Genomic DNA, 12,223 nt, shown 5'->3' with positions numbered 1-12,223 from the left:
ATGGAATATCATGTAAAGTTACCTGCCTTTGAGGGACCCTTTGCTTTGCTCATTCACTTGATTGAGAAAGCGGAGGTTGATGTTTACGAGGTATCCATCAAAGATATTACCGCAGAATATTTAAGCTGTCTGCAAACCATGCAGGACTTAAATTTGGAGATAGCCTCGGAGTTTCTGGTGATGGCCGCCACCCTGTTGAAGCTGAAGTCAAAGCGGCTTTTGCCGGGAACCGTTGTGGCCGAAGATGAGCTGGAAGAAAGTATGCTGGCCATTGATTCCCAGGAAGAGCTGGTGCAGCGCCTGCTGGAATACCGCCACTTCCGCTCCGTGGCCGATGAACTGCGCCAGTTTGAACAGTCTCAGAAACGTGTCTTTGTCCGCTCCCTCTCCGGTGAAAAAGTAGTGCTTGTCAACCCGGAGGAAGAAGCTTCCCTAACCGGCGTGACCCTGCCGGGATTGATGCAGGCCTTTCAGAAGCTGGTGGCAGAAAGCCAGCGCCAGCCACAGGAAGTGACTCCGGATGAGTTTACGGTGCAGGATAAAATAAAACAGGTGCTGCAGGCGCTGCGCGGAAAAAAAGATGGGGTGGATTTCTTTGCCCTCTTTCCCCAAAGCGCGGCCCTGGCTGAAATTATCGTCACGTTTTTTGCCTTGCTGGAGTTGGTGAGGATGCGCAAAGTCACCGTGTGGCAGTCCGGTCCGCTGGGCAGCCTGATGGTAATGCGCAGAACATAATGCTGGGGGTGGAGAAAATGAATTTAAAACCGCTCATTGAAGCTCTGCTGTTTGTGGCGGAAGAGCCGCTGCCTCCGGATAAAATCGCCGAAATTGTGGAGGCTGAAACAAAAGAAGTCCGGGCCGCTCTAAAAGAGCTGCAGGAGGAGTATGCCAAAGCAGAACGGGGATTGCAGGTAACAGAAATTGCCAAGGGATTTCAGCTGGGCACCAAGCCGGAGCTGGCCCCGGTGGTGGAAAAACTGTTTAAAGGGGAAAAGAGCTACACCCTGTCGCAGGCCGCACTGGAGACATTGGCCATCATCGCCTACCGGCAACCGGTAACCCGGGTTGATATGGAAAATATCCGCGGGGTAAAGGTGGACGGAGTGGTGGATACTCTGCTGAAACGTCGCTTTATCCGTACCGTGGGCCGCAAGGATGCCCCCGGCCGTCCCATCCTCTACGGCACCACCCGGGAATTTCTCAAATACTTCGGATTAAAAGACTTAAGCGAACTACCACAACCTGCCCTAAAAGAATAACAATTTGGGACAGGGGGACAGGTCAACTGTCCCATTTTCGTTGGCACAGGGGGACCCTCTGCGAGGACAGGCAGGTCCAACTGTCGCATTTTCGTTAACATAATGCTTGCTCTGTTGAGCAAGCTTTTTTTTATGGCCGTATTCTTTTTGCTGATGCGGGTAAGGTATAAAAAAATACATGTGGTGGTTTCATGGAATTCGTTTTAAGTTTATATCCGTTCTATATCGCGACTATGCTTTTGTTGTTACTGGTCCCGGTGCGCATAAATCTATTTTTTGTTAGGGAAAATAAAGATGATTTCCTGACCATCCGTGTAAATACACTGTTCTCGCTGATTCGCTTCAATATAGAGGTGCCTATTCTGCAGCAGGAGACACCTCTTGACCTCACTTTGGAGGCCGAGTTAAAAGCGGGGCAGGACAAATTGGTGCGGGAGGAAAAGGAAAAGCTGTCGGCTTTGGAGTTTCACTGGGAAAAGTTGCAGATTTTCCTGGACTATCTGCAAAAAAACAAGCAGGTTCTAAGTTTTATGGCCCGCTTTTATACCCGGGCCCTGACGGTGGAGAAATTGGTACTGCGGGTTCGCGCCGGTGTTGATGATGCGGCCCTAACCGCCCAGCTATGCGGCCTCTATTGGGCTGTGACCGGTACATTGAAACAGTTTGTGCAAAAACGGCTGAATTTTACCGGGGAACCGGTTTTTACCATTGACCCGGACTTTAGTTCCCAACCTGTTTTTGCAGTAAAGCTTGATACGGTAATTGCACTGCGCATCGGCCATTTTACCGTGATGGGGCCGTTGTTATTATGGACCATAATTCGAGGGGGTAGAAAAAAAGATGAGTGAACATCCTATTCAGGGCCTGATGAAGACCGCCATGGAAAACATTAAAGAAATGGTGGATGTTAATACCATTATCGGCGATCCGGTGGAAACGCCGGATGGAAGTATCATCATCCCCATATCCCGGGTTTCTTTTGGTTTTGCCGCCGGCGGCAGTGAGTTTGAAAGTGATGATGACGACGATAAAAAACATGAGGGCAGCGATTTACCCTTTGGCGGCGGCAGTGGCGGCGGGGTTTCTGTGCAGCCCGTGGCGTTTCTCATTGTAAACAAAGGCGGACAGGTACGAATGCTGCCGGTGGATCGCCATGCCATGCTGGATCGTCTCTTTGACCTGGCGCCTCAGCTGGTAACCCAGCTGCAGGGGATGATGAAAAACGGCGGTGGCGACAACAATAACGGTGATATGAATTATCAGATCTAACAACTTCGGCAACTTAATTTGAATGAAAGGTCGTTATGTCCGACCTGACCCCAAATTTAATCTCATATTCTTTAAGCCATGCGAATAAAAATTAGCATGGTTTTTTTCATGCCTTTTTGTACTGGCAGATAATTATACGCCACGCTATTTGACGAAGCCAGTATTGTAAAGTGCGCTTTTTAGGAGCTAAATAAGCGTGCTTTTCTGAGTGAATAAGTGGGAGGGGAAAGAATGAGAAAAATACTGGCAGTTTTGCTTTTATTCTGCCTGTTACTGCCTGCCGGGCTGGCAGTTGCTATGGAGACGCCGGACGTTACGGCGCGGGCGGCGGTACTGCTGGATCAGGAAACGGGGCGTATTCTGTTTAGTAAAAATGCCCATGAGAGGCTGCCCATGGCCAGTACCACTAAAATAATGACGGCAATTTTGGCCATTGAATCGGGCCGTCTGGATGAGATGGTAACGGTGAGCGAATACGCTTCGCTGGTGGAGGGATCCGGGGTTGACCTGGATGCCGGAGAACAGAAGACTCTGGAGGAGCTTCTATATGGACTAATGCTGCGCTCCGGCAATGATGCCGCCACCGCCATTGCCGAACATCTGGCCGGGTCGGTGGAAAAATTTGCCCGTCAGATGACCCGGCGCGCCGGAGAACTGGGGGCTGCTCAAACCCGCTTTGAGAATCCGCACGGCCTGGAAGCGGAAAACCATTATACCACCGCTTATGATCTGGGGATTATTGCTGTTTATGCCATGTCCCTCCCCGAGTTTCGGGAAGTGGTGGCCACTTCGGAGAAGAGAATCTCCTGGACCGGCAGGCCATATGACCGCATTTTATATAATCAGAACAAGCTTCTAGACATGTATGAGTATGCCGACGGTATAAAAACCGGCTGGACCACCCCGGCGGGACGCTGCTTTGTAGGTTCCTCCAATAAGGATGGCTGGGGACTGGTATCCGTTGTTCTTAATGCGCCGCAAATGTGGGAAGACACCATTGAGTTGATGGAGTTCGGATATTCGTATTATCACTGGGAGCCGCTGGTGGAAGAGGGACGTCACTTAAAGACCGCTCAGGTTGAGCGGGGAACGGCGGACCGGGTCACTCTGGTGGCGGGAAATGATTTGGGACTGCCGTTAAAAGAAAACGAAGCCGACGTTTTACGCTATGAGTTTAACGTGGCGGAGCCACTGCGGGCGCCGGTTTCTGCCGGGGATGAAGTGGGCACCATGGAGGTTTATTTCGGCACTCAGCGTATTGCAGAAGTGCCCCTGGTTGCGGCAAGCGATGTAGGTCGCCGGGGATTGTTTGGAGCGCTCAGAAACTTCTTTGGCCGCTTATTTTAATGCGGCAGCAGCAATTACTTAATGGGCGGTGGCAATTTTGGTTAATCTGATTTGGTTTGGAATGATGTTTGCCGGGCTGGTGGTGGCGGCCATCACCGGACGAATAGAAGCGGTAACAGAAGCTGTTTTTTCTTCGGCGGAGCAGGCGGTTACGGTGGCCTTTTCGCTGATTAGCATCATGACCTTCTGGCTGGGGATGATGAAGCTCATTGAAAAAAGCGGCATGATTCACGGAATTGTAAAGCTGCTCAGGCCGCTGGCTGTTTTTCTTTACCCGAGAATACCCCGGGACCATCCGGCCATGCAGGCCATCCTGATGAATATGAGCGCCAATATGCTGGGGATGGGCAGTGCGGCCACACCCTTTGGTTTGAAAGCAATGGAAAAACTGCAGGAATTAAATAAAGATCCGGAAACCGCATCGGATGAAATGTGTACATTTCTGGCCGTCAACACTTCCAGCCTCACCATTGTACCCACCACGGTGGTGGCACTGCGGGCGGCCACCGGTTCCCTAAACCCCACGGAAATTATCGGCACAACGGTCATTGCCACCCTCTGCTCCACCATCGTGGCCATCACAATGGATAGGATTCTGCGCCGTTTCTTCAAAAACGGCCCAAAAGGGGGGAAACGGTAAATGCTTCAGGTAATCACCCAAACCATGGCGGCGTGGATTATCCCCATGTTTTTATTTGTCGCTCTGGTTTATGCGGTTATTAAAAAGGTAGATGTGTTTGATACATTTGTGGAAGGTGCCAAGGACGGTTTTGCCACTTCGGTGAAGCTTATTCCCTTTTTGGTGGCCATGCTGGTGGCCATCGGGTTGTTGAGGGCTTCCGGTGCGCTGGATTTGTTTATCGATTTATTAACTCCGCTGTTGGCGCGGTTTAATATTCCCGGCGAGGTGGTACCCCTGGCCATTATGCGACCCCTGTCAGGCAGCGGTGCCCTGGGTATTACCGCGGAAATCTTTAACTCCCACGGCCCCGATTCCTTTGTGGGGCGCATCGCATCCACCATGCAGGGCAGCACCGACACCACCCTGTTTGTGCTGACGGTGTATTTTGGTTCGGTGGGTATCCGGCGGACCCGCCATGCCCTGGCGGTGGGGCTGTTGGCCGATTTTACCGGCTTTATTGCCGCCATCATTGTCTGTACCATGGTTTTCGGCTAAAACTTGCACCATGCTCCCTCCTGCGGTATGATGAAAAGAAAAGACAGGAGGAATACATATGAATCTCAAGGAGAAACTACAGGAGCTGAATCTGACTTTGCCGGAGGTGGCCTCCCCGGTGGGAGCTTACCTGCCGGCGGTTCGGTCCGGTTCCTACATTTATACCTCCGGTCAGCTTCCGCTGGTGGGAGGCAGTTTGCGTTTTAAGGGAAAAGTGGGCACCGATGTTAGCGAAGAGGAAGCCTATGAAGCGGCCCGGATTTGTGCCTTAAACGCTCTGGCTGCCGCAGCCAGTGCGGCCGGCGGCGCGGATAAAATCCTGCGGGTATTGAAGGTAACCGGGTATGTCAACTGCTACCCGGATTTTACGACTCAGGCCAAGGTCCTAAACGGAGCTTCCGATTTGCTGGGCAAACTGTTTAGCGACGGGCATGCCCGCGCTGCGGTAGGTGCCATTGCCCTGCCTCTGGATACACCGGTTGAAGTGGAAATGATTCTGGAAATCACAGAGTAGCCGCTTTGGTCATAACATAATACATACTTCAGGATGTATTATGTTATGGATTGTTAAAGGGGGTTTACGGCTTGGGCAGTGTGCTGGTGATTGGCGCCGGTTGGGCAGGGTGTGCAGCGGCGCTGGCCGCAGCACGGCGCGGCGCAGAGGTGACACTTCTGGAGCGTACCGATCAGCTGCTGGGAACCGGTCTGGTGGGTGGTATCTATCGCAACAACGGCCGGCTGACGGCTCTGTTGGAAGCAGAGGCGCTGGGGTGCGGCCACCTTTTTGAGGTGATGGACCAGGCTGCCCGCCATAAAGATGTGGAATTTCCGGGTCATAGCCATGCAGCACTCTATGATGTGGGCCAAATAGAATTTTTGGTGCGTCGACACCTGCTGGCTGCGGGTGTGCAGGTGCGGACATCCGCCCGGGTCACCGATGTCCGGATAAAAGAAGACCGTCTTACCCAGGTAGAGCTGGGAGAAGCAGAAAGCATCACGGCAGATATCTTTGTTGATACCACCGGTTCCGCCGGCGGCATCCATAACTGCGGCCGTTTTGGTAACGGCTGTGCCATGTGTGTTATCCGCTGCCCGTCTTTTGGCCCCCGTGTCAGCGTGGCGGCCAAGGCCGGTGTGCTGGAGATTATGGGCATGCGGGGTGAGGGACGCCCGGGCTCCATGAGCGGTTCCTGTAAGCTTTGCAAGGATTCGCTGGATTCCGCTTTGGTTAAAAAGCTGGAAACCAATGGGGTGGTGGTGATTCCGCTGCCTGCAGTTTTGCGCCATGCGGAGCTGGAAAACAAGGCCTGCCAGCAATATAACCTGCCCGCCTTCAAAGAAAATCTGGTGCTATTGGATACGGGCCATGCCAAAATGATGAGCTCCTACTTTCCCCTGGATTTATTACAGCAAATCCCCGGACTCAGCCAGGCCCGCTATGTGGATCCTTATGCGGGCGGTATGGGTAATTCCATCCGTTTTACTGCGGTGGCTCCGCGGGATAACCGGCTTAAGGTGGACGGATTGGATAATCTGTTTTGTGCCGGTGAAAAAGCGGGTTTTTTAGTAGGCCATACCGAAGCGGTGGTGACCGGTTCTCTGGCCGGATTTAATGCGGCGGCAAAGTCTGACGGCGCTAAATTGCTTACTTTGCCCGACAGCCTGGCCTGCGGAGATATTATTGCCTATAGCAATCCCAATCGGCAAAAAGAGCGGCCGCGCATGCAGCGTATCACCTTTTCCGGCGCCGAATACTTTGCCCGCATGCAAAAACGTGGTTTATATCTGACGGACCGGGATACAGTCCAAGGTCTGGTAAAAGAAGCTGGTCTGATAAATATTTTCAGTAAATAAGAAAAGAGGGGTAGCGGTGGAAATCAGGCTGCAGAAATTTTTATCCATGGCCGGTGTCTGCTCCCGCAGAGCCGGAGAGAAGCTGATAGAAAGCGGCCGGGTAACCGTAAACGGCAGCCGGGTGACGGCCATGGGAGTTACTGTGGACCCGGAAAATGATGTGGTGGAAGTGGACGGGCGCCGCGTTAAAGTACAACAAAATAATGAATACATTTTATTGTACAAGCCTGTGGGCTATGTCACCACTTTAAAGGATGAGTTTGGTCGTCCCACGGTAAAAGAACTGGTGGCGGATATTAAAACCCGGGTTTACCCGGTGGGTAGGTTGGATCTGGATACCAGCGGCCTCCTTTTGCTCACCAATGACGGAGAGTTGGCCAATCAACTGACCCATCCGTCATTTGGCGTAGAAAAAGAATATCTGGCCAAGGTCCATGATACCCCCAAAAAAGAAGCGCTGGAAATTCTGGCCAAAGGAGTCAGGCTGGATGACGGCATGACCGCTCCGGCCAAAGTGCAGCTGGTAAAAAGCGGACGGCTCACCTCCGTTGTTTCCCTGATTATTAAGGAAGGGCGCAACCGTCAGGTGCGCCGTATGCTGGAAGCGGTGGGACATCCCGTTGTTTCGCTGAAACGTGTCCGCTTCGGCCCTCTGACGCTAAGCGGTTTACAGGAAGGCCGCTGGCGCCGGCTGGAGCCGCGGGAGATAGAGCAACTCAGACGGGCTGCGGGCGCAAAAAGATAGTTGCCTAAACCTGACGGATTTGATAGAATTAAATAAATCCATACCGGACGATGGAACAGGTGCCCTGTTTAGGGGTAAAAGGGAATCAGGTTAAAGGCCTGAGCGGTCCCGCCACTGTAACCGTGAGTCTGCGGCAATTGCCACCCTTTTGGGGGAAGGCGCCGCCAGGCGATGATCGGAAGCCAGGAAACCTGCCTGTGCCAGCCGTATCGTGCCCTCGGGTCAAGGGAAACGTACGTTTATTTGTACATTCTCAGAGCCTGAAGCGGGCGCTGGGATTTTTTTGTTTTATAATTAAAGGGGGAAGAAAGAAAAATGCTGAGAAAGAACAAATGGTTGATTTGGGGTGTTGTTTTGCTGGTTTCACTGGCCCTTTTGGTGGGCTGTGGCGACAACAACGGTGAAAACAATGGGAACAATAACGGTGAGGAAGAGGCTGCAGATAACGGTACTGAGGAAGCTACTTATCCCATGACTTTTGTGGATGACACCGGACAGGAAATGGAAATTACCGCCGAGCCCCAACGTATTATTTCCCTGACTCCAAACCTTACTGAAACTTTGTTTGCGCTGGAATTGGGTGACAGAGTAGTAGGTGTGAGCGATGAATGTAACTATCCTGAGGAAGCGCTGGAAGTGGATCAGGTCGGGAGTGCGTGGGGCCTTAACCTGGAGGCAATACTTGCTCTGGAGCCGGACCTGGTGGTTGCGTCAGGGCAGACACCACAGGATGCGGTGGACCAACTGCGGGAAAACAACCTTACCGTAGTTGTTTTTGCTCCCAGAACATTAGATGATATTGAAGAGATGTTTAGGCAGGTAGCTACCGTAGCAGGTGTTCCTGAAAATGGTGTGGAACTGGCAAATGAGATGAGTGACGGCCGGGAAGCCTTCAGTCAAAAAGTGGCTGCCGAAGAAGGTGAGCGCCCCACAGTGTTTGTAATGATTGATGAAAATCTTTATACCGTTGGCAGTGGCGAATTTATGAATGAGATGATTAACAATGCCGGTGGTATTAATGTTGCAGAAGATATCGGTGCGGGCTGGCCGCAGATTTCCGAGGAAGAATTCCTGCAAATTGATCCTGAAGTCATTATCAGTTCTTTTACACCACGAGATGATATTCTGGCCAATAGCAACTGGCAGGGAATCAACGCGGTGCAAAACGGCCGGGTTTACAATATTAATGATGACGTAGTAACCCGTCCGGGACCGCGCATTGTAGAAGGTCTGGAAGAGCTTTACAATGCTTTCTATGAGTAAGCCATGAAACGAAGAAATATCTTTTTGACCTTTGGAGTCCTGTTTGTCATGCTTGGGCTGACTCTGATTTTGGCCATCGCCATCGGTGCGGTGGCCATCCCTCCGGGGGTTACTCTGCAGGTCCTGCTGTCCCGGATTGGTTTGGGCGATATCAGTGGTGTGTCGGGTTCCACCGTGGACATTATCTGGAGGTTACGCTTGCCGCGGGTGATTCTCGGTATGCTGGTGGGAGCTTCTTTGTCTTTGGCGGGAGCTACTTTCCAGGGATTGCTGCGCAACCCCCTGGCAGACCCTTTTACCATCGGTGTTTCCAGTGGCGCAGCGGTGGGAGCAACCATTGCCATACTTCTGCGGCAATTAGGTGTTCTGTTTTTCCCACATATGCTTCCGGCCTTTGCTTTTGTGGGGGCTTTTCTGGCCATGTTCTTTATTTATAATCTGGCCAAGATTGGAGGCCAGGTGCCGGTGGTAACCCTTTTGTTGGCCGGGGTTGTGGTTTCCAGTTTTCTTTCTGCCATTATTTCTCTGATTATGGTTTTTTCCGGGCAGAATATGCAGGGTATTTTTTTCTGGCTTTCCGGCGGGCTGATGATGCGCTCCTGGACCGAAGTCTGGTTTGTGCTTCCCTATCTTTTGGTGGGCTTTTTAGTATTGTTTTTCTACGCCCGGGAGCTGAATATTTTATTGATGGGAGAAGAGGCCGCCCTGCACCTTGGTGTGCGGGTTGAATTTACCAAAAAATTGTTATTGGTCATAGCGTCGCTGGTAACGGCAGCCGCCGTTTCCGTCAGCGGCATGATTGGTTTTGTGGGACTGATTGTACCCCATGCGGTCCGTATTGTTTCCGGGCCCGATCACCGGGTGCTATTGCCGGCTTCGGCGCTGGTGGGAGCAATCTTTCTGGTCTGGGCCGATGTTTTTGCCCGCACAGCGGTGGCGCCGCAGGAAATCCCGGTGGGGATTATTACCGCTTTTGTAGGGGCGCCGTTTTTTATTTACCTGCTCCGTAAAAAGAAGAAAGATATTCGTTTGTGAGGAAATTATGAGAATAACCATTGACGATTTGCATTTTGCCTACGGAGAAAACAAAATATTACAGGGAACCAGCTTTGAGGTGCCGGAGGGTTCTTTTGTGGGCATTATCGGTCCCAACGGCAGCGGCAAAACCACCCTTTTAAAAGTCTTGTCCCGTATATTGGCCCCCTCAGGCGGCAGCGTGCTGCTTTCGGGCCGGGAGTTGGCCGGATTTGCCCAAAATGAGCTGGCTAAAACCATGGCCGTGGTGGCACAGGATACCACCGCGGGCTATTTGTTTTCTGTGGAAGATGTGGTGATGATGGGCAGGGCCCCGTATCTGGGCCGCTTTCAAAGTGAATCTTTAAAAGATTATGAGATTGTGCGCCAGGTGCTGGAGATGACCGGGTGCCAGCATTTGCGGGAGCGCTCCGTTACCGAACTAAGCGGCGGAGAGCGCCAGAGGGTGATGATTGCCCGGGCTTTGGCCCAGCAGCCCAAAGTCCTCTTATTGGATGAGCCCACGTCTCATTTGGATATCGGTTACCAGCAGGAAATTCTGGATTTGGTGAAACGGCTTTCCACGGTGGAGGGGCTGACGGTGGTGGCGGTACTGCATGAATTGAATCTGGCGGCCTATTACTGCAACGAACTGGTGCTGGTGAGCCAGGGAAAAATCGCCGCCTGCGGTCCTCCGGCTCAGGTGCTTACCGCGGAGAATATTCAGGATGTGTACCGCACCCGGGTGTTGGTCACGCCCCATCCCGTTTTGGGGACGCCCACCATCTCACTTTTGCCCCATGTGCACCACCGGGCCCAAAAAGATAAACGGCGCGTCCATTTAATTGCCGGCGGCGGCTGCGGTGGGGAGCTGATGCGTGATCTCACCGAAGCCGGTTTTACTGTGTCTGTAGGCGTCTTGAATGTGGGCGATACCGACTGGGAAGCGGCCCGGGCTCTGGATTTACCGGTGGTGGCGGAAGTTCCCTTTTCCCACATTTCCCAAGAAAGGCACGCCGAGAATCTTTCGCAAATAAAAGAAGCCAGGGCTGTTGTCCTGGCGGAAGCCCCCATCGGGGCCGGTAATTTGCTTAATTTGCAGGCGGCACAAGCCGCTTTGGAGATGAAAACTCCTGTATATATCCTGGAGGAAAAAGCCCAGGCAGACCGTGATTTTACCGGCGGTGAAGGCCTGCGGCTGCTGCAGTCCCTCAAAGAACAGGGGGCGGTAACAGTCCCGGAAAAAGCCGCTCTGTACCGCAAACTAAAAGAATGTTTCCCTTCAGGTGACTGTTTCGATTAGTTCACTGATATAGCGGGCGCGGCCGTAAACCAGCAGGATGTCGCCATACTGCAGGAAATCCCGACCCCGCGGCGCGCGGATCATGGTGCCGTCCACCCGGCGGATAGACAGCACAATAACATTGCGGTCCCGCAGTTTGGTTTCTCCCAGGGATTTGTCAACCCAGGGCCCGTCAGGATTGGAAAGATGAACTTCGGCCACGCTGAAATGCTCGTCGATTCGCAGCAGTTCTTCCACTGTTCGTTTTTGCAGATAAGGCTGATTTTCCAACCGTTTTTCCAGGTGATGGTCCAGGAAGTTAACTACCCGGCTGTTTCGGGACAGCAAATATACTGCGGCCAGAAAAGTAACCAGCACAAAGACGTCTTCCGGGCCGGAGAGGCCTTTGCCTAAAATGCGTACCAGAATAGAAATAATAAAGGCCAGGGCCAGGGTGCCGGAAATCATGAGGAAAATGGCGATTTTGCGCCTGACGGGATGACGGACCACCAATTCCGCCTCCGAGGTGGTATAGCCGGAGGAGGTAATGAGGGAGATGGCCTGAAAGCGGGCGGTTTCCCGGTCCAGGCCGGTTATTACCAGCATGACGGTGGAAACTTCAATAATCAGAAAAAGCAGGATAAAAATTAAAAATAACAGCGGCAGTTCACCTAACAATGTGTACACCTCCGCTGTTATCTTACCCAAAAAACAAAGCTCTAAAGTCTCTTAAGAAGCGCTTTCTCCCACCGCGCCATGCGGGCACGTCTTTACACACAAGCCGCAGCGCCGACAGGCGAGCATATCGATATAATAGTCGCCGTCCATTTGCACAATGGCGTTGCTGGGGCACTCTTTTTTAACCTTGCAGCCTGGAGAACGATCGCAGAGTTGTTGATTAATAGCATAAGTCTTCATTTGTTATAACCTCCGGACAATATACTATACCCCTTGGGGGTATGAATAAATGGTACCTTTATTTATCTGTTTTGTCAAGACAGGATGGTGCAGCT

15 protein-coding genes and 1 riboswitch are annotated in these 12,223 nt (G+C 52.1%); of the genes, 13 read left to right on the top strand and 2 right to left on the bottom strand.

The genetic code is table 11. The features are described 5' to 3' along the window. The 13 genes from DEALDRAFT_RS03445 to DEALDRAFT_RS03385 all read left to right on the top strand — a co-directional run bounded on the left by DEALDRAFT_RS03445 (position 1) and on the right by DEALDRAFT_RS03385 (position 11,231). The gene (locus DEALDRAFT_RS03445; RefSeq protein WP_008514915.1) at positions 1-735 is read left to right on the top strand and encodes a segregation and condensation protein A; all 735 of its coding nucleotides are present in this window, start codon (positions 1-3) and stop codon (positions 733-735) included. A 17-nt stretch (positions 736-752) separates the two neighbouring features. After that, positions 753-1,259, top strand: a complete 507-nt coding sequence (gene scpB / locus DEALDRAFT_RS03440) for an SMC-Scp complex subunit ScpB (protein ID WP_243441133.1) — start codon at positions 753-755, stop codon at positions 1,257-1,259. Positions 1,260-1,450: 191 nt separating this feature from the next. Further along, positions 1,451-2,107, top strand: coding sequence for a DUF2953 domain-containing protein (locus DEALDRAFT_RS03435; protein ID WP_008514912.1), 657 nt, complete (start codon positions 1,451-1,453; stop codon positions 2,105-2,107). Next, positions 2,100-2,528, top strand: a complete 429-nt coding sequence (ytfJ, locus tag DEALDRAFT_RS03430) for a GerW family sporulation protein (RefSeq protein ID WP_008514909.1) — start codon at positions 2,100-2,102, stop codon at positions 2,526-2,528. The genes DEALDRAFT_RS03435 and ytfJ overlap by 8 nt, the downstream gene beginning before the upstream one ends. 231 nt (positions 2,529-2,759) lie before the next feature. Next, a complete protein-coding gene (locus tag DEALDRAFT_RS03425; RefSeq protein ID WP_008514908.1) occupies positions 2,760-3,875 on the top strand; it encodes a D-alanyl-D-alanine carboxypeptidase family protein in 1,116 nt (371 codons plus the stop codon). Positions 3,876-3,912: 37 nt separating this feature from the next. Beyond that, positions 3,913-4,515, top strand: a complete 603-nt coding sequence (locus tag DEALDRAFT_RS03420; RefSeq protein WP_008514906.1) for a nucleoside recognition domain-containing protein — start codon at positions 3,913-3,915, stop codon at positions 4,513-4,515. Further along, complete coding sequence (locus DEALDRAFT_RS03415) at positions 4,516-5,052, top strand: spore maturation protein (protein ID WP_008514904.1); 537 nt, start codon at positions 4,516-4,518, stop codon at positions 5,050-5,052. It begins immediately after the preceding gene. 58 nt (positions 5,053-5,110) lie between these two features. Continuing rightward, positions 5,111-5,566, top strand: a complete 456-nt coding sequence (locus tag DEALDRAFT_RS03410; RefSeq protein WP_008514903.1) for a RidA family protein — start codon at positions 5,111-5,113, stop codon at positions 5,564-5,566. Positions 5,567-5,637: 71 nt separating this feature from the next. Then, the gene (locus tag DEALDRAFT_RS03405; RefSeq protein WP_008514901.1) at positions 5,638-6,906 is read left to right on the top strand and encodes an FAD-dependent oxidoreductase; all 1,269 of its coding nucleotides are present in this window, start codon (positions 5,638-5,640) and stop codon (positions 6,904-6,906) included. A 16-nt stretch (positions 6,907-6,922) separates the two neighbouring features. Next, positions 6,923-7,651, top strand: coding sequence for a pseudouridine synthase (locus tag DEALDRAFT_RS03400; protein ID WP_008514899.1), 729 nt, complete (start codon positions 6,923-6,925; stop codon positions 7,649-7,651). Between the two features lie 40 nt (positions 7,652-7,691). Beyond that, positions 7,692-7,864, top strand: a riboswitch (cobalamin riboswitch). Between the two features lie 102 nt (positions 7,865-7,966). Further along, a complete protein-coding gene (locus tag DEALDRAFT_RS03395; protein ID WP_008514897.1) occupies positions 7,967-8,914 on the top strand; it encodes an ABC transporter substrate-binding protein in 948 nt (315 codons plus the stop codon). 3 nt (positions 8,915-8,917) lie between these two features. Then, positions 8,918-9,949, top strand: a complete 1,032-nt coding sequence (locus tag DEALDRAFT_RS03390; RefSeq protein ID WP_008514896.1) for a FecCD family ABC transporter permease — start codon at positions 8,918-8,920, stop codon at positions 9,947-9,949. A gap of 7 nt (positions 9,950-9,956) precedes the next feature. Then, entirely contained in the window at positions 9,957-11,231 is a 1,275-nt protein-coding gene (locus DEALDRAFT_RS03385; protein ID WP_008514894.1) for a heme ABC transporter ATP-binding protein, read from the top strand. Here DEALDRAFT_RS03385 and DEALDRAFT_RS03380 read toward each other — a convergent pair. Both DEALDRAFT_RS03380 and DEALDRAFT_RS16390 read right to left on the bottom strand, forming a co-directional pair. Next, positions 11,211-11,888 carry a TrkA C-terminal domain-containing protein gene (locus DEALDRAFT_RS03380; protein WP_008514892.1) on the bottom strand — a complete coding sequence of 226 codons (678 nt, stop codon included), beginning with the start codon at positions 11,886-11,888 and terminating at the stop codon, positions 11,211-11,213. The genes DEALDRAFT_RS03385 and DEALDRAFT_RS03380 overlap by 21 nt on opposite strands. Before the next feature lie 51 nt (positions 11,889-11,939). Beyond that, the gene (locus DEALDRAFT_RS16390; protein WP_008514891.1) at positions 11,940-12,128 is read right to left on the bottom strand and encodes a 4Fe-4S binding protein; all 189 of its coding nucleotides are present in this window, start codon (positions 12,126-12,128) and stop codon (positions 11,940-11,942) included. Positions 12,129-12,223: the final 95 nt, after the last annotated feature.

The sequence above is a fragment of the Dethiobacter alkaliphilus AHT 1 genome, from assembly GCF_000174415.1.
GTDB classification, from domain to species: domain Bacteria; phylum Bacillota; class Dethiobacteria; order Dethiobacterales; family Dethiobacteraceae; genus Dethiobacter; species Dethiobacter alkaliphilus.
The sequence above is the reverse complement of the archived record's forward strand: the minus strand, read 5'-3'. Positions and strand labels throughout refer to the sequence as shown.